Source organism: Abyssibacter profundi (assembly GCF_003151135.1).
Taxonomy (GTDB): Bacteria; Pseudomonadota; Gammaproteobacteria; order Nevskiales; family OUC007; genus Abyssibacter; species Abyssibacter profundi.
In genome coordinates, this window is the sequence record NZ_QEQK01000022.1 from 18,085 (window position 1) to 40,059 (window position 21,975).

Sequence of the window (21,975 nt, forward strand, 5' to 3'; positions counted from 1 at the left end):
GGGCTGCGCGAACCGTTTCGCAGCCCACCGGTCTCACGACAGCAATGGGCATCGATGGTCTTCGGTGCGGGGAACGAGGAATCAAGATTTGAGACACGTGCTATTCGCAGTAGGCGCGCTGGGTGCGCTGGGCAGCGCTCAGGCGGCCGAACTCCTGGATTCGTACAAGCTGGCGCTGCGCAATGATCCGCAGTTGCAGGCTGCTGCCGCCGAGCGTGACGCGCTCATCGAGACCAAGCCGCAGGCGCGGGCTGCCGTGCTGCCGCAGCTGAGTTTTTCCGGGCAGATGTTCCGGAATCGGCGCGAGCAGACGATTCAGGGCCAGATGCAGCCCATTAACATCAGCACGGACTCGCAGTTCGGGCTCACGCTCAACCAGGCCCTGTTCGACTGGACCGCGTTTCGACAGTTGAATCAGTCGGAAAGCCGGGTTGCTGCTGCCGAGGCGGGTTATCTGGCCGATGAGCAGGGCTTGGTGCTCCGCGTGGCCGAAGCCTACTTCGATGCCGTTGCCGCCGCCGATGCGCTGGAGTTCGCCGTTGCGGAAAAACGGGCCATCTCCCGGCAACTGGAACAGGCGCAGAAACGCTTCGAGGTTGGGTTGTCCGCGATCACCGATGTGCAGGAAGCCCAAGCCCGGTATGACCTGACCGTGGCTGAAGAGATCGAAGCCAACCGCACGCTGCGCACCGCGCAGGAAGCGCTGCGGGAAATCACCGGCGTCTACCCCAGCAATCTGCCAGGCCTGAAAGCCGATATGCCGCTGACGCCCCCTGCACCGGCCAAGGCCAATGCCTGGGTTGAAAATGCCCTCAACGGCAACCTGGAACTGGCCGAAGCCATCCTCAACGTCGATATCGCCCAGGGCGAGATTCGCGCGCAGGAAGGTGGCCGGCTGCCGACGCTAGGCCTGCAGGCCGGCGCGGGTTACTCCGACCAGGGCGGCGCCTTTGGCTCCGAAACGGAAAGTGCCAGCATCGGCCTGTTGCTGGATATTCCGCTGTACACGGGCGGCCGCACCTCATCGCTGATTCGTGAATCCAAGTCGCGCTACATCCAGCAAACGGCGTTGGCCGAACAAACCCGCCGTGCGGTGGAGCGCCAGGCGCGCGATGCCTATGACGGTGTGCTGGCCGGTATCAGCCGCGTCAAGGCGCTGGGCCAGGCGGTTAAGTCCAGCCAGACGGCGCTGGAAGCCAGCGAAGCCGGCTACCGGGTGGGCACCCGCACCAGCGTGGATGTACTCGACGCCCAGCGCGAGCTCTATGCCGCCCGCCGGGACTACGCCCGCGCCCGCTACGACTACCTAATCAATCTGCTCCGGCTCAAGCAGTCCACCGGACAGCTGTTGGTCGATGACCTCGCCGAGATTGACCGCCTGCTGGCGAGCAACGGCACCGCCACGGAATCCACGCCCTGATCTGCCAGCCTAGGGCAACCCCACATCCATATAGGGCTTAAGCCAGGGCGCTGCCTTGATCACGCGGTACCACTTGTTGCCGATGCCGCCGATCAGCGCTTCCTCGGGCTTGGGCGTGCCGTGGAAGACGATGAGCTTGGCGCCTTCGGGTTTCTGCGGTGCCTGGAAAGCGCCCATGGGCAGTGGCTTGACGCAATCGTGTTTGAAGCTGGCACACCAGGGTTTGGGCCAGTAATCCAGCAAGCCGCGTCGGCGCATGTAGTCCGAGATGAACTCCTGCTCGTTGCGGTAGCGCTTGAGTACGGCCGGCCCCATGGCGGCCAGTTCATCGAGCAGGTCGGTATGCGCACCCGCGTTGAAGCGGAAGGTCGAGGTGTTGCCAGTAAAGCCGTGGCGATAGCGGAATGGCTTGTAATCCTTGATCACCCGAAAGGCGCCGGGCAGCTCGAACAGCGGGTCCAGTGAGTCCACGATGACAACGTCCAGGTCCAGATAAAGCGTCGGACCGGCCAGGCCGCCCAGCTGCTCACTGGCACCGAATAAACCCAGCTTCTTCCACCCGCGATTGTCCCGGTCGCCGACCACCGGCACGTCCACCAGCGGCACCACCTCCACGGCGGGATCGATGCCGTCGGCATGATCGGTCGAACAGACGAAGCGCAGCGGCCCGGTCACGGCATGACGGACCATCCGGTACAGGCGATTGACCTCATCGGCCGGAAATTTGGCGCCCCATTTGGTGCAGACGACCTGCCGGGTAGCAACGGTATCGGTCATGACCACTCCGGCTGCGTGACGTGGCGAGCGGGTCCGTTCTGGGTCAAACCGCGGCTAACCAGTGAGCGTATTTGTCTTCCTGACCCTTGACGGTCCGGAAGTAAAGGCTTTGCAGCACCTCGGTCACGGGGCCGCGCATGCCATCACCGATGGCGCGTCCGTCGATCTCGCCGATGGGCGTGACCTCGGCTGCGGTGCCGGTGAAGAACACTTCGTCGGCGATGTACAGATCATCACGCGTCACCCGCTTTTCGAAGACCTCGATGCCCAGGTCATCGCAGAACTGCATGATGGTCTTGCGGGTAATGCCGTCCAGGGCACTGCGCAGGTCCGGCGTGTAAAGCGCCCCGTCCTGCACGTAGAAAATGTTTTCGCCGCTCCCCTCGGCCACATAGCCGTCCACGTCGAGCAGCAAGGCCTCATCGTAGCCGTCGCGCAGAGCCTCCGACAGCGCCAGCATCGAGTTGAAATAGTGACCGTTGGCCTTGGCGCGGCACATGGCAGAGTTCACATGATGGCGGGTAAAGGACGAGGTGCGAATGCGGATGCCCTTGGCGTAATCGCCACCCAGATAGGCGCCCCAGGTCCAGGCCGCGACCATCAGGTGCACCTGCAGATTATCGGCGCGCAGGCCCATGCCCTCGGACCCGTAGAACGCCATGGGTCGCAGATAGGCCGATTCGAGCTTGTTTTCCTTCACTGCCGCCAGACAGGCCGCATTGATGGTTTCGGCATCGTAAGGAATCTTCATGCCGAGGATCTTGGCCGAGTTCAGCAGGCGCGCCGTGTGCTCTTCCAGTCGGAAAATCGCCGGGCCATTGGCGGTTTCGTACGCGCGGACCCCTTCGAAGACACCCAGGCCGTAGTGCAGCGTGTGAGTCAGGACGTGGACCTTGGCGTCACGCCACGGCACCATTTCGCCATCCAGCCAAATCACTCCATCACGGTCGGCCATCGACATGAGCCACTCCTTCTACTGCACTAATAAATTCTAGAAATTCGACTGCATCTGTGGGATATCTAGGAAATATGCCGAAAAAACAATCGACCACAACCCGATCCCCAGCCCCACAAACCCTTTAAGCAACCTAACAAATCCAGACCAAAAAGCCCTTCTCGTTTCAATTACCGAACTTTCCTGAACACAAAGTCGGCCTGCACTGCGCAATTATTTGAACCTTGGGTAAGGTTGTGGACACCGGAAATTTCGAAACCCCGTTCACTTAACCAAGCTATGATCTCTCCAGCCATCGCTTGACCTGTGTAAAGCTCAACAAACGAGCACTCAGCATAAATCCATTCAAACCGCTCAAGCAGTGACTCACACCCCTCTAGGGCCTGCAATTCGAAGCCCTGGACATCCAGCTTGAGCAGTGCGGGACTATTGATCTCATCGATCGATACAGCATCGCAAAGCCGGACGACTGAGATGGTGCTTGTGCCCACCGCTTCCGTACCGGGAAACAGAGTACTCTGTGTTTCTCCAATTGGCAGCAACGAAGAAGAGTCATCACGACCCGAAATATGAATTTCAGCGTTCTGACGCTCAGGACCCACTGCGGATTCGACCAAGCGAACTTTGGGGTCGTTACCGAAAACTGATTTAAACTTTTCTGCAGGGCCAGGAAGCGGTTCAAATGAAACGATCTCGGCACTAGGCATGCAATGGCGTGCAGCGAGTGCAAACTGACCGCGATTGGCTCCAATGTCCACAACGAACCGGCAATTGGACATTGCGCCCAAGATTGCAACGTGTTCGGTGCTGGCAGCGGTTCCTGCCTGCAACAACGCCGACCGCCACTGAGGAACAGCTAAAACATGTGCCAATTTACGGAACCGATTCGCGAAACCTATTACGGCGCTAGCGGGATACCCCATACAATTAAAACCTTTTGTTTTACGTTCTACTGAGAACCCGCCATCAACGGCGTTCTACAATTATAAAGGGCGAATTAGGCCGCGTGAGCCACTGACGCCGTGAACAATCCCACATTTCCCCAAACCCACCTATTGGACTCGTGCGGCGCGGCGGTAGCCTACGAGACCGCGTGAACACCGTCCCAACAAAAGGTTCGGCCAGTGGGCGGCCGCAGAGTGTAATGTCGATCAAGAACTCACAGAGGCCGCACGGCGTAGCTGGCAGCCTCAAATCGGGCACGCTAGACCATCGTCGCTCGGCCAGCAATGACCAAGCTAGAGTGTAACCCGTCCTGAGCCCTATATCTGCATGCAAGGGTAAGCGCCGCTGTGTAACGAGCGGTCACCAAGCTTGCTCCTCTTAGGACGCCTACACTCTACGTCTGGGCCAGGGCAGCTGGGCGCGCACGTTGCTTGGGATAAGAGCGGCGGTCACAGGTACTTGCGACTTACCAGTAACGCTTTAAGCTCACGCGGCTCTCAGTACTGGTTGTGCAGGATGCTAGAGCAGCTACAGCATGAACTCGACCGCCTGTGGCGGCGATATCGCTGGTATCTGCGCCCGCTGATCTACCGCCGGTACCGGCGCTGGCTGGCGCGGCAAAACCACGTGACCCCGGCGCATCAGCCCGTCGCCGTGTTCGACTTTCGTGATTCACGCATTGATGGCCCGCAAGGCCGGCGTTTCTACACGCTGTTCATGTTCTTTGTGCGCACGGGTTACTACCCCATGCTGGCGCGCAGCTACCTGTTCCTGGCCAACATCGGCAAGAAGGAAAAGCGGCACACGCTGAGCGAGGACTTCGCGATTCTCGAGCCTGGCGGCGCCCCGCCCGTGGACTATGTGCTGATCACCGACCGGGTAACCAGCCGCTGGGCCCGAGGCGCGTCACGCATTATCCGGATCGACTACCGTCCCGAGTATCAGCCGGGCGACGGCACATTCCCGATGCCGTTTCCGCTGTTTCCTGGCGTGTATGCCCGGGGAGAGGATCAACACATCCATGCGTTGCGCCGCCACCCTCGCCCCTGGCGGGTGTTTTTCGGTGGTGACGCCCTGCTGGGCAAGTACAGCCAGCCATCGATTACCCGGGTCTACCGCAAGCTGCCCCGTACCGATGTGCTGGAGCGGCTGCGCCAGGCGCTGCCCGCTTCATGCTGGGTCGATCCACAGAACCAGGCCGAGTTTGACGAGCTGCGAGGCGCATCCTTCGACGGGTTGGTGATCATGAATACGCGAAACTGTCGCGTCCCCGTGCAGGACTGGCTGGCAACCGTGGCCTCCGGACGCTTTTATCTGGCCTGCCCCGGTTACCGCTACCCCATGTCGCACAACATCATCGAGGCCATGGCGGTGGGCTCGATTCCGATTACGCAATATCCCGAACTGTTCTTCCCCGCGCTGGAGCATGGCAAGAACTGTCTGGTCTTTCGTGGCGCCGAAGATCTTGCCGACGTGGTGCAGCAAGCCATCGACATGCCCGAAGCAGAGGCCGACCGACTCGCGGCCGGCGCGGCTACGTACTACGACCAGTATCTGTCCCCGCAGGCCACGGTGTCGGGCCTGCTAGCCATGCCTGGCCGCGAGGTCCGTCTACGGTTGGTTCCGTTCATCCAGCGCGGTGGCGGCTACGCCTGAACAAAGCGGTGAGCCGACCAGGGCGCCAAGGTTATGCGCGCTGGATTAGATCCGCCGATGTCACCCCGTAATGCTCGCAAAGCGCTAACCACTGGGCGCGATTGCCGTCCTCATTGACATTGGACGGTTTCAGCCGCACCTCATCGGCGCCAACGATCTCTCGGGGGCGGCCGACACGGCGATCTGCAGTCCGCACCGCCGTGCCGGCCAGATACGCCATCATCTTGAACCAGAGGTCATCCGCACGGGGGGTCAACCGCATGTACAACGCAGCGTCTGTGGCGTCCGCATGCAGGCTTCCCGGCGGATACAGCACACCGCCGTAACCCATCTGCACCAGTTGGTGTCCCGCCAAACCACGCGCTTTCTGCTTAGGCCACGCCTCGTAGGCCGTCACCTGGTGATCGGCATCCAGGGTCAGGGCCCGTGCGATGTGCGCGATAATCTCCGAAGGAAAGCGGGTATGGCTGTCCAGTAACGAGGAAAGCCAACCGCGGCGCAACATCAGGTCGTCGTCGCAGGTCACGATAACCTGATCACCAAATGCCCCCAGACTCGGAGCCAGCTTGCAGTGGCAGGAGTCCTGTTCGGTCCAGCGAATCTCGAACTTGCCGCCGCAAAGGGCCAGCACGGAGTCCGGAACGGCATCCTGAAGGCGGGCATTCAGCCACAGCACCATGCGGCGTGGCGCGACGGACTGGGACAGCACGCTGCGCACGACCAGGTCCAAACTCTCGAACCGTGACGGAATGCTGGTGAGCGACACCAGTACGTCCGCGTCTGTGGATCGCGGCCGGTGAAGGTCGGCCAGCTCCAACTTGCGCAGCCGGGCGGCCTGCATACGGGAATAGATGATCTGCTTTTTCTTCATGCCAGCGCCTTCGGGGTACAGACCGCGTCGTAAAGCGACTCGAGTTGCCGCGTCTGTTCCAGCACATCGAAACGCTGGCGCACACGCTTTGCGCCTGCCTCACCCAACCGAGTGGCCAGCGCATCGTCTCGTAGCACCTGAAGCAGGTTTGCGACCAGGCGATCGACATCACGTTCCACGCAGAGCAGCCCCGTCTCGTCAGCCGCCACCGCCTCGCCAATGCCGCCAGACGCGAAGCCCACCACTGGCCGGCCCAGCGCCTGTGCCTCCAGAAACACCATGCCGAGACCCTCGGCGTCCTGCTCGGTGCGCACGCTGGGCGCTGCCAGCAGACGCGCCTCGCGCATGTTTCGGTGTACGACATCCGGCGGCTGAACGCCGAGGAACTCGGCCTTGAGTTGAAGCTGATCAGCCTGAGCCTGGAGTTCCGCACGCAACGGGCCGTCACCGATAATCTTGAGGCGTGCCTGCGGAAGCTCAACACGCACGCGGGCCATCGCCTCCAGCAGGTAGCGAATGCCCTTCTTCTCAACAAACCGGCCGACCATCAGGACGGTCGGTGCTTTCGGCACCAAGCTGGCTTCCAGCCCCTTGAGGGGAATCCCCATGTAATGCAGCACCAGCTTGTCTTCGGGACAGCCGGCTCGGCGCAGGCAGTCGGCAATGAATTCCGACACCGCGATGACCCGCGTGCAGCGTGAGAATGCCGTGGCCAGCGACTTGCGGAACTTCGGCGTCAGCGGCTTGGCGATATCGTTGCCATGCGCGGTTGCGATCAGCGGCACACCCAAGGCCTGTGCAAGCTGCCAGGCGGGCGTGACGGCGCTCAGGAAATGCGCATGAATAATGGCGGGTTGGTGCTCGGCCAGCGCACGGACCCAGCGGCCGGGCGGAGCCAGCCCGGCGCGCATTGGCAGTCGTGCCAGGTCCACGTGGCCAACATGGTCGGACAGTAGATCCACATCTGACCGATCCAGATGCTGCAACCCACGCTTGTCCAGCTCGAACCCGACAAACCGTGGCCGGTAGCGACGCAGGGCGTACCCCTGATTGGCCACGAAGGTTTCGGAATAAGCCAGCAGCCGCTTGCGGAAGATCAAGGCCGTAGGGCGTGATTCGATCGTCATGTCGTCCTGCCACGGCCCATATGCTGTGTGGCGAGGCAGCGCTCACCAGCCGGTCGAGTGAAGTGCATGGCCTTGAGTATACTGGCGCGCCCCGCGTTTCCGCCGTCTATCGTGTCTTCCCCTCTGCAGGCCTCCGTCATCATCAGCACCTACAACCAGCCGGATTGGCTGGAGAAATGCCTGTGGGGCTTTGGCTATCAGACACGGCGGGATTTCGAGGTTGTGATTGCCGATGATGGCTCGGACCAGGCCACCCGCGCACGGGCCGAATCGGTCTGTGAGGCATTGGACCTGACGCTAAACTATGTCTGGCATCCCGATGACGGCTTCCAGAAATGCCGCATTCTCAACAAGGCGATTCTGGCGGCACGCAGCGACTATCTGATCTTCACCGACGGTGACTGCATCCCCAAGCCGGACTTCATCGCCACGCACCTGGGCCTGCGCGCACCGGGGCGATTTTTGTCCGGCGGCTATTTCAAGCTGCCCATGTCCACCAGCCAAGCCATCACACAGGAGGACGTGGCGTCAGGCCGCGTTTTCGATGGCAAATGGCTGCGCGCCCACGGCGTGACCGCACCCTGGAACAAGTTGCTGAAGATCACCGCCACACCCCGACAAGCCTGGTGGGCCAATCGCCTGACACCCGCCAATCGCTCGTGGAATGGCAATAATTCTTCCACCTGGCGCGATCTGGCGATCCAAACCGGCGGCTTTGACGAGCGTATGGGCTACGGCGGTCAGGATCGTGAGTTTGGCGAACGCCTGATGAATGCCGGCGTGCGCCCCATCATGATGCGTTACTCCACCGGCATGCTGCACCTGGACCACTCACGCGGTTACCGCAACGAGGAAGGGATTCGTAAGAACCGGGCAATTCGGGCGGAAACGCGCAAACAGAAAATGACGCGAACGGCGTTTGGGTTGAATCTGCACGCGGACTGATTGGGTCGCGTGTCGACAGTCACGGGAGCAGCCTTTGTCACCACTGTGGGTAGCCAAGAAGCCGAGTCGGCGTCAGCTTGACGAGGCCACCTGAGCCCGCATCGCTACCCAATTCCCGACACCAAGGCCTGGGGACACACTTGACGAGCGGACCAATATTGGTACATTCAGCGAATGACGTCGATACTCCAAGTTCGATTCTATCGATCTGCATCCGGAGTTGAGCCAGTCCGCAAATGGTTGGCGGATATGGGGCGACCGAACAAATCCATCATCGGCATGGATATCAAGACGGTGCAAATCGGCTGGCCACTCGGAATGCCACTAGTCCGGAAGTTGGAGCCTGGCTTGTGGGAAGTCCGCAGTTCTATACCTGATGGAATTGCACGCGTGCTGTTCACGATCGATGGGGGTCAGATGGTGTTGCTCCATGGCTTTATCAAGAAGTCGGACAAGACGCCGAAGCATGATTTGAAAGTCGCGAAGACGCGCAAGCGCGAGGTGCTCAATGACGAAACATAACCAGCATGTCGGGTCAGATTTTGATGACTTCCTGGCAGAGGAAGCACTGCTGGAGGAGGTGACAGCCATTGCGCTCAAACGCGTCATCGCCTGGCAGCTTGAGGAGGCACGAATAGCTCGCGGCCTTGGGAAGACAGCCATGGCCGAGCGCATGCGTACAAGCCGAAGCCAGCTCAACCGTATCCTGGATGAGACGGATACCAGCCTGACACTCGAATCGCTAAGCAAGGCGGCCCAGGCAGTCGGCTATCGCATCAAAATTGAGTTAGAAGCGGCTTAACATCGATTGCTTCCCATCACGTCGACTGACCTGGGTGTCCCCGCAGGACATCTTGCCTATAGAGCGCAACAGGCAAGGAAAAACCCCAGGAGTTTCAGCCTACCTCACCAAGTGAGCCGCCGCCGCCAGGCTTTCCAGTCCAAGGGTTTAACCTCGAGAATCTGCCGCACGGTGTTCCGGGCTGCGGCCATGTCGCCACCATGCCGTTGCTTGGACGCCACGCGGTGCAGGTGCATCGCCAGGACATCTGGGTGCTGTGACAGGTACTCGCGATTCTTCTCGATGACGCGTTGTTCGCAGGCATTAAATAATTCTGCGTCCCCGGTATCGCTCAACCTCTCGCCGGAGTGAACATGGTGATTCACAAGGCAATGGCCAACGCGCTGACCGACGTGACCTCTCTGGAGCAGTCGGTAGACAAGATCCCGGTCCTCCGAGACACGCAAGGCGTCATCGAAACCGCCGATGTCGAGTAAGACCGAGGACCGCACGCCAAATCCAGCACTGGAAGCAGCTTGCGCGGCGGCGCAGTGTTCTATCTCTGACGACGCGGCAGGATCGATACGACAGTCATCGGATCGTTCGATCTTGATTGGCTCACCATTGTCGTTCAGCCAGCGACGCGCCCCCCAGAACCAATCGGCATCCGACGCCCGACCCATCGACTCAGTGACCGCCCGTATTGCACCCTCGCGAAGGCCATCATCATCATCCAGAAACATCACCCAGGGGGTGGTCGCAGCAGCAACCCCCGCGTTTCGCGCCGCTGAGGCGCCCGGCCTGCCGGTCTGACGCTCAATAACACGCAGAGTCGGATGGTGTAATGCGCGAAGCGCCTCTGAGCTGCCGTCATCACAATGATCACAGACAACAATCACCTCGGCGACGGCCGGCTGCTGCGTCCGGACAGACTCCACCGCATGCAGCAAGGCGCTGCATCGATTATGCGTCGGGATGACGAGTGTCAGGTCCTGCGGGCTCATCTAGGGGGTTGGTCGGAAATCCAGTGTGTGAAAAGATACCCTAGCGCGCTCGGCAATGCTGAATCCTTGGTTAGAAAGAACTCAGCTGCCAATGCGCGCCCCCTTGAGCTCGAGTCATGAGCGATTTGCTTTTTACACCAGAGCAGCTTGGAGTCCATCCTTACCCGGGGTTACCTGACAAACATGTCCGAAGAGAAATGCTGTGTTTGCTCTACCTCGATGCAACCAATCTTCAAAGGTTGTGTCCTCCAACGCCATCAAGTGACCTACTTCCAGTGCGCTGATTGCGGCTTTTTACGCACCCAGAACCCCACCTGGCTTAATGAGGCCTACTCCTCGGCGATTGCTCGCTCGGACACAGGCTTGGTAGTGAGAAACCTTCAGATTGCCCGGCACCTAGCATGTGTGTTGGATGCTTTTTTCGAACCGGACGGTCGATTCTTGGACACAGCGGGCGGTACAGGCCTTCTAACTCGCCTGATGCGCGACACAGGGTTCGATTTTTGGTGGGAGGATCCGTACTGCGAGAACGTTATGGCTGCTGGCTTTGAAGTTGCGCCTGCAGCTTCGGATTTCGAGGCTGTTACAGCGTTTGAGGCCCTCGAGCATATGGTTAATCCAATGGAATTCATCAAGGATTCGCTCTCTCGGAGTCGTACGAAAACGCTGATTTTTTCAACCGAGCTATACGCACCACCAAAGCCACGCAAACACTGGTGGTACTTGGCTCAATCGACTGGGCAACACATCTCGTTTTTTACACGCAAGACGATGGAAACGATCGCGGTTCATCACGGGCTTAACTTCTACAGCCAGGGCTTGATTCACATGCTCACTGAGAAGTCGATCGATCCGAAGCGTTATCGAAAGACCATGCGGCGAGTAGACCGAGGCCTCTACGATAAGGTAGCGATGCGCATGCACGGGCTGACTCAGGCAGATCACGAGAGAATGATCCAACAGGCAGTCTCAGCCCCCGCTATCCAAACTTCAGGGGCATGAGATAGTCACCGAGGGCAATCCGGGAAAGGTTCCTGACATTCTTCAAGTTAATTACGGCATGTACGAAAATTGAAAGGTTCTCTCTCCCTTCCGGCGCCACTAAAAGCCAATTATCCGAAAGTTTGGCCATGGGTCGTGGAATCGGCACCAGTCGGCACAGAGGATATTTCCTCTCAAATGCGACTATCTTTGGTCACCCCGGCATATCAGGCAGGCCGGTATTTAGAAGAAACGATTCGCTCCGTAATTGCACAGAACTGGTCAAATCTAGAGCTGATCCTCATTGACGGGGGTAGCACAGATGAGACAAGAACAATTGCACAGCACTATGCACCTTGGATTAGTCATTTTGTATCCGAGCCGGATGATGGACAGGCAGATGCAATTAACAAAGGACTGCAACTAGCGACGGGAGAGTTCGTCAACTGGCTTAATGCCGATGACTTACTAACACCAGGCGCACTGGCCACCGTGGCTCGTCTCGGCGCGAGAGCCGACGTGGTGGCGGGGGCCACGGAAGATTTCGACCCGCAAGGCCGAACACGAGTGATTCACGCTCGCGGACTTTGCTTTGAAGAGATGGTTCGACATGGCGCGGGGGGGGATGTACTTTTTCATCAGCCATCGATCTGGATTCGAAGAAAGTGCCTCGCAGCAATCGGCCCATTGGCGACAGACTTACACTATAAGTTTGATTTCGACATGCTGCTGCGCCTGCTGGCACAGCAACCCTTGGTCGAGTACACACCGCAGATTCTCGCACGCTTCCGTTTGCACCCAGCTTCGAAAACAGTCGGTGAACAGCCCAAGTTTCTAGCCGACCACGTTTGCGCGTTGGCGCGACTACGCGCCAACCCGGCCTATACACGTTGGCATCCTCTGATTGAGCAACCGCTTCGAGACAAGCGCTGGCAACTTTATCTCGCGAAGCTCATGGCAGATGGTCAACGAAGTCGCTGGTCGCGGTTACGAGAACTTCGCGCGCAGATCAAAGCAGATCCGGCGCATCGGTGTAGTGGCAGTACACGACGTGCAGCACAACGGATTCTGCTCAAGGGCACCCACGTCAAGCTCGCCAAAATGCCACGTCGCCGTTGGGCTCTCCGCCGTGGCTGAACCCACCGCGAACAGTCGTCCACATCTCTGTCTTGTGGACCATAGCTACCACAAGACCACTGCAAGCAATCGCTTCCTGCTCGACCTGCTGGGTCGGGGCGCCGAACTCACCGTTCTGCACGATCAACAATGGAATGGTGGCCCGCCGGTGACCGCGCGCGCTATCAATGCTGTCAATGCTGATGCGGTGGTTTTCTTCCAGATTCGTCCACAACGGGCACTCCTTGCCCGGCTGCGGTGCCGAAACCTTACCTGGGTACCCATGCGCGACGATATCTCGACTCGGTCGAAGCGCTGGCAAAAATTGCGACCATTCGGGTTGAAGATCATCAGTTTCAGCGGAGAGATAGAAGAGTTAGCAGAAGCAGCAGGGCTAGCTTGCTTGCGCTTGCGCTACTACCCACCGGCCCTAAAACTAATTCCAAGTCGGGGCCCAGCGCCTACCGTGCTTTGGTGGTACCGCCATGCCGACATCAGTTTGCCACTCGTCGAGTCGCTGATAGGCGAGCAGACAATCGCTGAACTGATCATCCGACATGCACCAGATCCAGGCCAGCCAGTACTTCATTTGCCGAAAGACGCCTACCGTCGTTGGCCAATTCGAGAAGTTCACGGCTGGCTGGAGCCCGAGAAATATCGAGAACTCGTGGAACCCGCTACGCACGTCATTGCACCCAGACTCATTGAGGGAATCGGGCTTCCAGTGCTTGAAGCCATGGCGCGAGGCCAGTGCGTCATCGCGGCGAATAGGCCCACGATGAACGAATACATCACACACGAAGACACCGGCCTGCTCTACGAACCTGAGACGCCCAAGCAGATTGAACTAGCCGCTGGGGCCGGCTGCGGCCAACGAGCCCATGAACAGGTGACTCAAGGTCATGCACGATGGCAGAGCGAATCTTCCGACATATTGCCCTTCATCCTGCAGCGGATCGAACGCAGAAATCCGTTAGTCGCAATCCACCGACTGCGCAACGACATTCGCGATTAGATCATCCGAGCCATGCACTCCAGTGATGGCGCACGCAGTCGGCGTGCTCGACCATCGCGGTTTCGGGCTCCTCGGGCTTGCGATCGGCCAATACCTTGCGGTGCATGCGGGAGCGAATATCCAGGTAGGCCGCGGTCAACGCCTCAGCAGCCTGCGCTTCGATGACCCCCATGCGTGCCAGCGCGTCGAGTTGCCGGACGTTGTCCGACCAATCGACGACAGCCGGCTGCTCCGGCGCGTGGCGCAACAGCAGGTATTGCACCAGGAACTCCAAATCCATCATGCCGCCCGGCGACTGCTTGAGGTCAAAGATGCCGGGCTCGGGCCGCAACCATTCCTTGCGCAGGCGCTCGCGCATATCGACAACGGCGCTGCGCAACGCATCGACATCGCGCGGCCGCGACAGGGTTTCGCGACGAATCGCCGTGAACGCCTCGGCCAGCACCGGGTCGCCGGCGACCACACGGGCGCGGCATAGCGCCTGATGCTCCCAGGTCCAGGCCTGGGTTTGCTGATAGTTTTGAAAGGCCTGGATGGAGGTGACCAGCAGACCGGACCGCCCGCTGGGCCGCAGGCGCGTATCGATCTCGTAGGCGCGCCCTGCCCCGGTCTGGGTCGTGACCCAATGGATGAGACGCTGCACCCAGCGAATGGCGTACTGGGTGACATCCAGAGACCGCCGGCCGTCGCTGTCTCCCTGCCCACGGTGCAGAAAGACCAAGTCCAGGTCCGATCCGTAATTCAGTTCGATGCCGCCCAGCTTGCCGTAGGCGACAATCGCCAGCCCCGCGTCGGGCGGCAGCTCACCATGGCGCTCGACCATGTCCTGGCGTGAGCACTCCAACGCCTGGACAAGGGTTGCCTCGGCGATCCAGCTGAGGTGATCGGAGACGCGCATCAATGGCAGCGCCCCGCTGATCTCGGCCGCCGCCACACGCAGCATCTGGCCCTGCTGAAACTGTCGCAGCCCGTCCAGACGAGCCTCATCATCAGCCGCGCGGTTCACGGCATCGGCCACCAGGGTTTGCAGCGCCTGGCGGCCCGGCGGCTCGGCAAGCAGCCGGGGGTCTAGCAACTCATCCAGCAGCCCCGGCGCCGCGACGATTTGGCGCACCACCCAGGGACTGCCTTCGGCGAGCCGAATCAGGTGCTCGAGCGCAACCGGACGCTCATCCAGCAGTGCCAGGTAATTGGTCCGGCCGACCAATGCTTCGAGTATCGACAACAACCTGCGGGCAACCTCATCCGGCTCGGAACAACCGGACAGGTGCTCCAGGCAGGCTGGCCAGATGCGTTGAAGCCGGGTCTCGGCCGCATCGCTGTAACGATCGCTTTCGCGCAGTGCGCGGACCAACTCGCCGATGCGCTCAGGCTGCTCCAACCCCGCATCGGTCATACGTTGCTGGCCAGCCGCCGACTCGGCGCGTTGCCAGCAGGCGGCATCCGGTGTTTCGTCGTCCTCGGCCGTACCGACAATGGCTTCGAACATGTCGTGCACACGCTCGCGATGCTGATCCAGTTGGGCTTCCAGCGCCGCCCAGTCGGGCTGATGGAAGGCCGTGGCCAGTGCGGCGCGAATCTCCGGATCATTCGGCACGGCATGCCACTGCGCATCGCTCCACATCTGCAGGCGGTTCTCGAACTGGCGCAGGAATAAATAGGCCGCCTCCAGCGCGGAGCCGTCATCCTCGCTGAGGTGGCCAGCCTCGACCGCAGCCTGCAATGCAGGCCGCCATGCGGCGTGACGCAGGCCGGTGTCGGTGCCGCCATGGACAAGCTGCAGGGCCTGCAGGATGAACTCGGCTTCGCGAATTCCCCCGGCACCGCGTTTGATGTCGAGATCTCCGGTCGTCCGCGCGACATCGGCGGCAATATCTGCCTTCACCCGTCGCAACGAGGCGAAGGCGCCGAAATCCAGATAGCGGCGATAAACAAACGGCTGCAGATGCACAAGCAGCGTATGCGCCCAGCCGGGCGCCTGGCCCACCCAGCGCGCCTTCATCAAGGCATAGCGCTCCCAGGCACGACCGTGGGCTTCGTAGTAGTGCTCCAGCGCCGGTGCCGAGACCGCAATCGGCCCTGACCGCCCGAACGGTCGCAGCCGGGTATCGACCCGGTACACGATGCCCTCCGGCGTGACATCCGCCAGTTGCGCAATCAGGCGCTGGGCAACGCGGGCAAAGTAGGTCGCCGCATCAAGCGCACGCGCTCCTTGACTGGCGGATTCAGCCGGACCGTGAACGAAGATCAAATCCACATCGGATGAGAAGTTCAGTTCCCCCCCACCCAACTTACCCATGGCCAGCACCGCCAACCTCGCGGGCGCACCCTCGGGAGTGGATAAGGCGCCGTGGCGTGACGCCACGTGGTCATGCGCCTCATCCAGTGCGGCCGCAATCAGGGTGTCGGCCACCGCTGACAATGCAGACAGACTGGCCCAGCCATCATCCCGGCCGTCGAGATTACGCAGCGCAATCGCAGCCAGTAAGCGACGGCGGGCGCAGCGCAGGGCCGCGAACCAATTGCCCTGGGCGGCGTGCTGGGCCTCGAGTTCTTCTGCGGCGCGTGTCGCGGTCACGCTGGCATTGCAGAACGCAGCCAGATCGTCCCAGTGGGCGCTTTCCCTGGAAAGAAAGGGCCCCGCAGTCACAGCGATATCAGTCATGGCTCTCGGGTGCGGAAAACCACCGGACAGCGACGCGATCAGGGTCCGCGCGCAAGGCCAAGCTCGCGTAGGAGGACACCCGCAGTCGGCTTGGCTCCAGGCTTTCCGAAGTCTTCCAGCTTGATCGGGCGAGCAACGCTACCAGAATCACGCAACGGCGCGGCGCCAGGTCGGCGTGCAGCCGGGAAGCGTCGGGCTATCGGTCCGCCAGGGCCAGTCGCTCCATTGCATGCGCCGCCTGGTCGTCCCCAGCCTTCGCCGCACGGCTATACCAGGTCTGCGCCAGCTCCATATTCTTTTCGGCGCCGATTCCCTGCTCGTAAAAGCGACCCAGGTGATATTGGGCGGCTGCGTAGTTCTTCTCAGCCGCCAGTTGCAGCCAGGACAAAGCGGCCGGGGCATTGGCGGCCACGCCCTCTCGCCCGTCTTCCAGCAGCAGCGCCAGATAGACCTGCGCGGGCATGTGTCCCTGCTCAGCGGCGGCGCTATACAGCTTGACCGCTTGCCCGGGATCAGCCTGGCCGTCCTCGGGCTCGTCCAGTAGCTGCGCCAGCCGGAACTGGGCGTCGCTATGCCCCTGCTCGGCCACCAACTTGTAAAGCGCGCGCGCCTGCCCCAGGTCCTGGGCCACGCCTTCACCCTCGGCATAAAGACCGGCAAGCACCAATGTGGCGCCCACGTGGTCTTGCGCCTGGGCCTGCTTGAGCAGCGAGACAGCCTGGGCTGCGCCCGCATCAGCGACTTCGCCGCCCAGGAACAGCAATGCCATGTTGTACAAGGCGCTCACGTGCCCGGCGTCGGCCGCCCGGTCATACCAGTACGCGGCCTGATCCGTGTCGCGCTCGATGCCTGCACCCATCTGGTACGCCAAACCCAGCTGGTACATCGAATTGACGTGCTCTGCCTGTGCCGCCTGTTTAAACCACCGCACACTCTCGGCCTCGGCGTCGGGTTTGCGCATGCGGGTGAGCATCAAGCCGAGGTTGTACTGGGCCGGGACCAGTCCGGCCTCAGCCGCCGCGGTATAGGCCTCACGCGCCGCCTTCAGATCCCGTTCGATGCCCTTGCCACTGGCGTAGAGCGCGCCCAGGCGGAAATTCGCCTCGGGAATATCGCCCGCTGCGGCCTGCTCGAACATCGGGACCGACGCCGGCACATCCTGCTCGACGCCCTCACCACGCAGCAGCATCTCGCCCAGCTCATAGGCCGCTTCGGGATCACCGGCCTCAGCCGCCACGCCGTAGGCCTGGGCAGCCGCTGCCAGATCCTGTGTCACTCCGACCCCGGATTGACGCGCAATACCGAGCAACAGGCCGGCTTCCGCCGGGTAGGCGTCCATTGCACCGGTGAGCAATGCATCCACATCGTGATCACGTGGCGCCTCGTAGCCGTTGTAGATGAGCAGGCGCGCGAGGTTGAGCTGCCCGGCGGCGTTGCCCTGCTCGGCTGCGTCACGCAGCAACTCGTAGGCGTAATCGACATTCTGATCAATGCCGTCGCCATTGAGATACATGTTGCTGAGGTTGACGATGGCGCCATCGTGGCCCTGGCTGGCGGCCTTCCAGTACCAGTCGGCCGCTGCGGCCGGCTTGGCTTCGCCTAACAGGCCCTTCTGCAGGATCAGCGCGGTGTTGAACTGCGCCTCGGCCAGGCCCTGTTCAGCGGCCTGTAGGAACCAGTCGAACGCCAGACTGATATCCGCACGGATGCCGATACCTTCGGCGTAAAAGCGTCCAAGATCGCTTTGCGCTTCGGCGTAGCCCTGGGACGCCGACTTGAAATAGAAATCCAGAGCGGCGGTTAAATCCACCGGCATTCCCTCACCCAGTTCGTGCCGCCGGCCCATGACATGCTGGGCATCGGCGTAACCCAGCCGCAGGCGTTCTGCGAAAGCGAGGTCCTCTCCACCCTGGGCGGAGGGCTGACTGACTGCGGACGCGGCATCGACACCCGCTTCGGCCACAACGCCCTGACCGGCCTCTTCCACAGGGGGCAGTTCTGGGTTGGACGCGGCGATTGTCTGCTTGGCTGGAGGTGCGAATAGCGGATCGCCGGCAACTGCTGGCGCAGCCTGCTCCGCGGCTTCCGTCGTCGCCTCTTGCGCGGCCGTGTCCGTGGTGGTTGCGACTTCGCCGTCAGGCTTGGCGCTGTCCATCGCATTGTCTTGAGCGACGGCTTGTTCCTCGGGTCCCGCAGGCTGCGCCGCGTCCACATCACCCTCGGCCTGTGACTCGTCGGCAGCGGACTTGGATGCAACGGACGTGCTCGCCGTCGTGCTGGCAGCCGGCGGGGGCAGATCCAGCGCGGCATCGTCAGCCATCGCGGACGCGGGTAGCGCCAGCGAGCAGATAAAGGCGAGTAACCGCCGGTTTCGAGAATTCATTGCAATGTTCACTCCGCGCTGAACCTGTAACTGTCGTCGCTTGACGACAAAGCTTCAAGACTTGTCCGCCCACCGGCCGAGATACAGGTCTCAACGGAGTGAAGAATAGATGAATTTCATACGAAAAAGCCCCGCCGAAGCGGGGCTTTTTCATCCATCTGGGTGATGGAGCGTGCTTACATCATGCCGCCCATGCCACCCATATCACCACCCGCCGGCATCGGCGGCTCTTCCTTCGGAAGCTCCGCAACCATGGCTTCGGTGGTCAGCATCAGACCGGAGACCGAGGCGGCGTGCTGCAGCGCGCTGCGCGTCACCTTGGTCGGGTCCAGGATGCCCATGGCGATCATGTCGCCGAACTCGCCCGTGCCGGCGTTGTAGCCGTAGTTGCCGGACTCGCTCTTGACGGCGTTGAGGATCACGCTGGCCTCGCCACCGGCGTTGCTGACGATCTGGCGCAGCGGCTCTTCAATGGCACGCTTGAGGATGCGGATGCCCGCATCCTGATCGGCATTGTCGCCCTTGACCTTCTCGATCGCCGCAATGGCACGCACCAGGGCGACACCACCACCAGGTACCACGCCTTCTTCCACCGCCGCACGCGTGGCGTGCAGAGCGTCTTCGACGCGGGCCTTCTTCTCTTTCATCTCGGTTTCGGTGGCAGCACCGACCTTGATGACGGCAACACCGCCAGCCAGCTTGGCAACGCGCTCCTGCAGCTTTTCACGATCGTAGTCGCTGGTGGCGTCTTCGATCTGCTTGCGGATGGTCTCGATACGGCCCTTGATGTTGTCGGTCTGGCCGGCGCCATCGATCACCGTGGTGTTTTCCTTGGAGACCTGAACCTTCTTGGCTTCGCCCAGCTCTTCCAGCGTGACCTTCTCCAGGCTCATGCCGGTCTCTTCGGAGATGACCGTGCCGCCCGTCAGGATGGCGATGTCTTCGAGCATGGCCTTGCGACGATCACCGAAGCCCGGCGCCTTGACGGCGGCGACCTTCACGATCCCGCGGATGGTGTTGACCACCAGGGTGGCCAGGGCTTCGCCTTCAACGTCTTCGGCGATGATCAGCAGCGGACGCGAGGACTTGGCCACAGCCTCCAGCACGGGCAGCAGGTCGCGGATGTTCGAGACCTTCTTGTCGTGCAGCAGGATGTAGGGGTTTTCCAGCTCGGCCGTCATCGACTGCTGGTTGTTGACGAAGTACGGCGACAGGTAGCCACGGTCAAACTGCATGCCTTCAACGACATCCAGCTCGTTGGCCAGGCCCGAGCCTTCTTCAACGGTGATCACGCCTTCCTTGCCCACCTTCTCCATGGCTTCGGCAATGATCTCGCCGATGGCATTGTCGGAGTTGGCGGAGATGGTGCCCACCTGTGCGATGGCCTTGTTGTCATCGCAGGGCTTGGACAGGCTCTTCAGCTCTTCGACGGCGGCTTCCACAGCCTTGTCGATGCCGCGCTTCAGGTCCATCGGGTTGAGGCCAGCAGACACGCTCTTGATGCCTTCGCGCAGGATGGCCTGGGCCAGCACCGTGGCGGTGGTGGTGCCGTCACCGGCAACATCCGAGGTCTTGGAAGCCACTTCCTTGACCATCTGGGCGCCCATGTTCTGGAACTTGTCTTCCAGTTCGATTTCCTTGGCCACGGACACGCCGTCCTTGGTGACCGTCGGCGAGCCGAAGCTCTTCTCGAGGACCACGTTGCGGCCCTTAGGACCCAGGGTGACCTTGACGGCATTGGCCAGCGCGTTCACGCCTTTCAGCAGCTGCTGACGGGCGTCGTCACTGTAATGAATTTCCTTGGCAGCCATGTTGATAGCTCCTTAACTAATGAGGTTCTGACGAATAGGTAGAGATCGACAATCCGGCGTGCGGGGCTTAGGCCTCCAGCACCGCCATGATGTCGTCCTCACGCATGACAACGACTTCGTCGCCGTCCAGCTTCACTTCGGTACCGGAGTACTTGCCGAACAGGACCTTGTCGCCAACCTTGACGTCCAGAGCCTGGACGGTGCCGGATTCCAGCTTCTTGCCATTGCCAACCGCAATGACTTCACCCTTGATCGGCTTTTCAGTTGCCGAGTCAGGGATCACGATGCCGCCCGGTGATGTGCGCTCCTCTTCAAGGCGCTTGATCACCACGCGATCCTGCAAGGGACGAATATTCATGGCTGACTGCCTCCCAATGTGTCGATAACGATGTCGATTTGAAGGGCCAATCCCCTGGCCCGGCCGGGACAGGTCGGGCGCCGCGAACACTCGCGAATTAGCACTCGACCTTGTTGGCTGCCAAAACTGGGGACCGGGGGGTGGCTTTCAAGAGCCCGGAGTGAATTTTTTTGTGAATTTTGTGTGGCAGACCAGATTGGCGGGGGCATCAGCACCACGGGCGGCCCTCACTGGCCCACCCTGCGCCCAGTGCCTAGTGACATGACCACCCGGCGACCGGATGCCTGTGCGCTCAGCCTGGGGTCCGCGAGCGCGGCGGCGACGGCACGAGTGAGCGTCAGGGATTAACGGGGGTAGCGCTCGTTGTGCCATGTCGCAGCCACCGGGCAGGTTTCGGCCTGCCGGGCGAGCTGATTTTCTTTGCTCAGCCACGTGGCACGGGGTTCGACTCCATGTCACGCCGGATTAAGGGCCTGTGCCTAGCCCAGCCGCGCAACTCACAGTGGCAAACATCGCAGTGCAGTCGTCGTGCCGTGGGCGCGACGGCCTGAGCAGTGGGCTACGCCCGTTTCGGGCGTGCGATAGGGGCTCGGCCATTGGTCGCGTTGCGTTTCAGCATCGCAACGGCCCGCCTATCACGGCCCAGGCTCAGGGTGGATCCCAACCCGTGTCACGTGGCCGAGCATCGCAGCAGGCGGTGGACCCGTCGGCGCGCAGCGCCGAGCGAGGCAGGGATGCCGAAGCCGTTGCAGTCGGGCCAGGATGGCCCGTCTGCAACGCCCGCCGGCTGCGAGAAGCGCAGGGCACCCGCCGCCGAGCAGGCGGCGGGCCACGTGATCGGGCGCCGTTTCTTTTCGCCGGTTTTCTTTGGGCGCGCAAAGAAAATCGGCTCGCCCGACAGGGCGAAACCTGCTTGCGATGAAAGCCCGACATTGGTGTGTTCCGTGGCGAACGGAATCGCTCTGGTTACAGGTCGCAGCGTGCAGACAGCGATTCGCAATGTTGTTTCGGCCTGACGGCCGAGCCCCTTTTGCGCGCCCAAAAGGGGCGGAAAAGGGCGGATGCCACTGCTCAGGTCGGCGCGCCTGCGGCGCGACGACTGCCCTGCGATGCTCGCCGGCGACGGGCGGGTCGGAAACTCGCCCGCTGCGCGGGCTCAAACAGC

20 protein-coding genes and 1 pseudogene are annotated in these 21,975 nt (G+C 61.4%); 10 read left to right on the forward strand and 11 right to left on the reverse strand.

Going from position 1 to position 21,975, the window contains the following annotated elements; translation table 11 throughout:
- Nucleotides 1-97 precede the first annotated feature (97 nt).
- A complete protein-coding gene (locus DEH80_RS16660; protein WP_165831535.1) occupies nt 98-1,420 on the forward strand; it encodes a TolC family outer membrane protein in 1,323 nt (440 codons plus the stop codon).
- A gap of 9 nt (nt 1,421-1,429) precedes the next feature.
- Here the strand turns inward: DEH80_RS16660 and DEH80_RS16665 are convergent, their stop codons facing one another.
- The 3 genes from DEH80_RS16665 to DEH80_RS16675 all read right to left on the reverse strand — a co-directional run bounded on the left by DEH80_RS16665 (nt 1,430) and on the right by DEH80_RS16675 (nt 4,075).
- Nucleotides 1,430-2,197 carry a glycosyltransferase family protein gene (locus tag DEH80_RS16665; RefSeq protein ID WP_109721657.1) on the reverse strand — a complete coding sequence of 256 codons (768 nt, stop codon included), beginning with the start codon at nt 2,195-2,197 and terminating at the stop codon, nt 1,430-1,432.
- A 43-nt stretch (nt 2,198-2,240) separates the two neighbouring features.
- Nucleotides 2,241-3,158, reverse strand: coding sequence for a branched-chain amino acid transaminase (locus DEH80_RS16670; RefSeq protein WP_109721658.1), 918 nt, complete (start codon nt 3,156-3,158; stop codon nt 2,241-2,243).
- A 164-nt stretch (nt 3,159-3,322) separates the two neighbouring features.
- Entirely contained in the window at nt 3,323-4,075 is a 753-nt protein-coding gene (locus DEH80_RS16675) for an FkbM family methyltransferase (RefSeq protein ID WP_109721659.1), read from the reverse strand.
- 538 nt (nt 4,076-4,613) lie between these two features.
- Between DEH80_RS16675 and DEH80_RS16680 the strand changes: the two genes are divergently transcribed.
- Nucleotides 4,614-5,753 (forward strand): glycosyltransferase, encoded by a 1,140-nt coding sequence (locus DEH80_RS16680; protein ID WP_109721660.1) that lies wholly within the window; start codon nt 4,614-4,616, stop codon nt 5,751-5,753.
- A 31-nt stretch (nt 5,754-5,784) separates the two neighbouring features.
- Here DEH80_RS16680 and DEH80_RS16685 read toward each other — a convergent pair whose 3' ends face one another.
- Entirely contained in the window at nt 5,785-6,624 is an 840-nt protein-coding gene (locus tag DEH80_RS16685) for a hypothetical protein (protein ID WP_109721661.1), read from the reverse strand.
- Complete coding sequence (locus tag DEH80_RS16690) at nt 6,621-7,751, reverse strand: glycosyltransferase (RefSeq protein WP_109721662.1); 1,131 nt, start codon at nt 7,749-7,751, stop codon at nt 6,621-6,623. Before DEH80_RS16690 ends, DEH80_RS16685 begins: the two co-directional genes overlap by 4 nt.
- Nucleotides 7,752-7,817: 66 nt before the next feature.
- Here DEH80_RS16690 and DEH80_RS16695 point away from each other — a divergent pair, with 66 nt between their 5' ends.
- The 3 genes from DEH80_RS16695 (at nt 7,818) to DEH80_RS16705 (ending at nt 9,498) form a co-directional block, all read left to right on the forward strand.
- On the forward strand, nt 7,818-8,696 hold the full coding sequence (locus DEH80_RS16695; RefSeq protein ID WP_207774666.1) for a glycosyltransferase family 2 protein: 879 nt from the start codon (nt 7,818-7,820) through the stop codon (nt 8,694-8,696).
- A 174-nt stretch (nt 8,697-8,870) separates the two neighbouring features.
- The gene (locus DEH80_RS16700; protein ID WP_109721663.1) at nt 8,871-9,218 is read left to right on the forward strand and encodes a type II toxin-antitoxin system RelE/ParE family toxin; all 348 of its coding nucleotides are present in this window, start codon (nt 8,871-8,873) and stop codon (nt 9,216-9,218) included.
- Nucleotides 9,205-9,498 carry a helix-turn-helix domain-containing protein gene (locus tag DEH80_RS16705; RefSeq protein ID WP_109721664.1) on the forward strand — a complete coding sequence of 98 codons (294 nt, stop codon included), beginning with the start codon at nt 9,205-9,207 and terminating at the stop codon, nt 9,496-9,498. The genes DEH80_RS16700 and DEH80_RS16705 overlap by 14 nt, the downstream gene beginning before the upstream one ends.
- Before the next feature lie 104 nt (nt 9,499-9,602).
- Here the strand turns inward: DEH80_RS16705 and DEH80_RS17635 are convergent, their stop codons facing one another.
- Nucleotides 9,603-9,833, reverse strand: coding sequence for a hypothetical protein (locus DEH80_RS17635; RefSeq protein WP_243412840.1), 231 nt, complete (start codon nt 9,831-9,833; stop codon nt 9,603-9,605).
- An 18-nt stretch (nt 9,834-9,851) separates the two neighbouring features.
- Between DEH80_RS17635 and DEH80_RS17720 the strand changes: the two genes are divergently transcribed.
- Entirely contained in the window at nt 9,852-9,974 is a 123-nt protein-coding gene (locus DEH80_RS17720) for a hypothetical protein (RefSeq protein ID WP_279323129.1), read from the forward strand.
- Here the strand turns inward: DEH80_RS17720 and DEH80_RS17845 are convergent.
- Nucleotides 9,942-10,481: pseudogene (locus DEH80_RS17845) on the reverse strand (glycosyltransferase family 2 protein); the annotation flags it as partial. The gene DEH80_RS17720 and the pseudogene DEH80_RS17845 sit on opposite strands and share 33 nt — an antisense overlap.
- Before the next feature lie 183 nt (nt 10,482-10,664).
- On the opposite strand from DEH80_RS17845, the gene DEH80_RS16715 reads away from it, so the two are divergent.
- The 3 genes from DEH80_RS16715 to DEH80_RS16725 all read left to right on the forward strand — a co-directional run bounded on the left by DEH80_RS16715 (nt 10,665) and on the right by DEH80_RS16725 (nt 13,593).
- Nucleotides 10,665-11,483 (forward strand): class I SAM-dependent methyltransferase, encoded by an 819-nt coding sequence (locus tag DEH80_RS16715; RefSeq protein WP_109721666.1) that lies wholly within the window; start codon nt 10,665-10,667, stop codon nt 11,481-11,483.
- A 177-nt stretch (nt 11,484-11,660) separates the two neighbouring features.
- The gene (locus tag DEH80_RS16720; RefSeq protein ID WP_109721667.1) at nt 11,661-12,599 is read left to right on the forward strand and encodes a glycosyltransferase family 2 protein; all 939 of its coding nucleotides are present in this window, start codon (nt 11,661-11,663) and stop codon (nt 12,597-12,599) included.
- Entirely contained in the window at nt 12,592-13,593 is a 1,002-nt protein-coding gene (locus DEH80_RS16725) for a glycosyltransferase (protein WP_165831536.1), read from the forward strand. The genes DEH80_RS16720 and DEH80_RS16725 overlap by 8 nt, the downstream gene beginning before the upstream one ends.
- A gap of 1 nt (nt 13,594) precedes the next feature.
- On the opposite strand, the gene glnE is transcribed toward DEH80_RS16725, so the two are convergent.
- The 4 genes from glnE to groES all read right to left on the reverse strand — a co-directional run bounded on the left by glnE (nt 13,595) and on the right by groES (nt 20,810).
- Nucleotides 13,595-16,258, reverse strand: a complete 2,664-nt coding sequence (gene glnE, locus DEH80_RS16730) for a bifunctional [glutamate--ammonia ligase]-adenylyl-L-tyrosine phosphorylase/[glutamate--ammonia-ligase] adenylyltransferase (RefSeq protein WP_109721669.1) — start codon at nt 16,256-16,258, stop codon at nt 13,595-13,597.
- Nucleotides 16,259-16,454: 196 nt separating this feature from the next.
- A complete protein-coding gene (locus DEH80_RS16735) occupies nt 16,455-18,641 on the reverse strand; it encodes a tetratricopeptide repeat protein (protein WP_109721670.1) in 2,187 nt (728 codons plus the stop codon).
- 176 nt (nt 18,642-18,817) lie between these two features.
- Complete coding sequence (gene groL, locus DEH80_RS16740; protein WP_109721671.1) at nt 18,818-20,452, reverse strand: chaperonin GroEL; 1,635 nt, start codon at nt 20,450-20,452, stop codon at nt 18,818-18,820.
- A 67-nt stretch (nt 20,453-20,519) separates the two neighbouring features.
- Nucleotides 20,520-20,810 (reverse strand): co-chaperone GroES, encoded by a 291-nt coding sequence (gene groES / locus DEH80_RS16745; RefSeq protein ID WP_109721672.1) that lies wholly within the window; start codon nt 20,808-20,810, stop codon nt 20,520-20,522.
- A 734-nt stretch (nt 20,811-21,544) separates the two neighbouring features.
- Between groES and DEH80_RS17220 the strand changes: the two genes are divergently transcribed.
- Nucleotides 21,545-21,826, forward strand: a complete 282-nt coding sequence (locus DEH80_RS17220) for a hypothetical protein (RefSeq protein ID WP_133249306.1) — start codon at nt 21,545-21,547, stop codon at nt 21,824-21,826.
- Nucleotides 21,827-21,975: the final 149 nt, after the last annotated feature.

What these genes read in the sequence shown, in the direction of transcription:
- DEH80_RS16705 (WP_109721664.1), top strand. Translation starts at nt 9,205, where the DNA reads ATGACGAAACATAACCAGCATGTCGGGTCAGATTTTGATGACTTCCTG.
- DEH80_RS16670 (WP_109721658.1), bottom strand. Translation starts at nt 3,158, where the DNA reads ATGTCGATGGCCGACCGTGATGGAGTGATTTGGCTGGATGGCGAAATG.
- DEH80_RS16690 (WP_109721662.1), bottom strand. Translation starts at nt 7,751, where the DNA reads ATGACGATCGAATCACGCCCTACGGCCTTGATCTTCCGCAAGCGGCTG.
- groES (WP_109721672.1), bottom strand. Translation starts at nt 20,810, where the DNA reads ATGAATATTCGTCCCTTGCAGGATCGCGTGGTGATCAAGCGCCTTGAA.
- DEH80_RS16715 (WP_109721666.1), top strand. Translation starts at nt 10,665, where the DNA reads ATGTCCGAAGAGAAATGCTGTGTTTGCTCTACCTCGATGCAACCAATC.
- DEH80_RS16695 (WP_207774666.1), top strand. Translation starts at nt 7,818, where the DNA reads ATGGCCTTGAGTATACTGGCGCGCCCCGCGTTTCCGCCGTCTATCGTG.
- DEH80_RS16735 (WP_109721670.1), bottom strand. Translation starts at nt 18,641, where the DNA reads ATGAATTCTCGAAACCGGCGGTTACTCGCCTTTATCTGCTCGCTGGCG.
- groL (WP_109721671.1), bottom strand. Translation starts at nt 20,452, where the DNA reads ATGGCTGCCAAGGAAATTCATTACAGTGACGACGCCCGTCAGCAGCTG.
- DEH80_RS16675 (WP_109721659.1), bottom strand. Translation starts at nt 4,075, where the DNA reads ATGGGGTATCCCGCTAGCGCCGTAATAGGTTTCGCGAATCGGTTCCGT.
- DEH80_RS16720 (WP_109721667.1), top strand. Translation starts at nt 11,661, where the DNA reads ATGCGACTATCTTTGGTCACCCCGGCATATCAGGCAGGCCGGTATTTA.
- glnE (WP_109721669.1), bottom strand. Translation starts at nt 16,258, where the DNA reads ATGACTGATATCGCTGTGACTGCGGGGCCCTTTCTTTCCAGGGAAAGC.
- DEH80_RS17720 (WP_279323129.1), top strand. Translation starts at nt 9,852, where the DNA reads ATGGTGATTCACAAGGCAATGGCCAACGCGCTGACCGACGTGACCTCT.
- DEH80_RS17220 (WP_133249306.1), top strand. Translation starts at nt 21,545, where the DNA reads ATGCCGAAGCCGTTGCAGTCGGGCCAGGATGGCCCGTCTGCAACGCCC.
- DEH80_RS16665 (WP_109721657.1), bottom strand. Translation starts at nt 2,197, where the DNA reads ATGACCGATACCGTTGCTACCCGGCAGGTCGTCTGCACCAAATGGGGC.
- DEH80_RS16700 (WP_109721663.1), top strand. Translation starts at nt 8,871, where the DNA reads ATGACGTCGATACTCCAAGTTCGATTCTATCGATCTGCATCCGGAGTT.
- DEH80_RS16680 (WP_109721660.1), top strand. Translation starts at nt 4,614, where the DNA reads ATGCTAGAGCAGCTACAGCATGAACTCGACCGCCTGTGGCGGCGATAT.
- DEH80_RS16685 (WP_109721661.1), bottom strand. Translation starts at nt 6,624, where the DNA reads ATGAAGAAAAAGCAGATCATCTATTCCCGTATGCAGGCCGCCCGGCTG.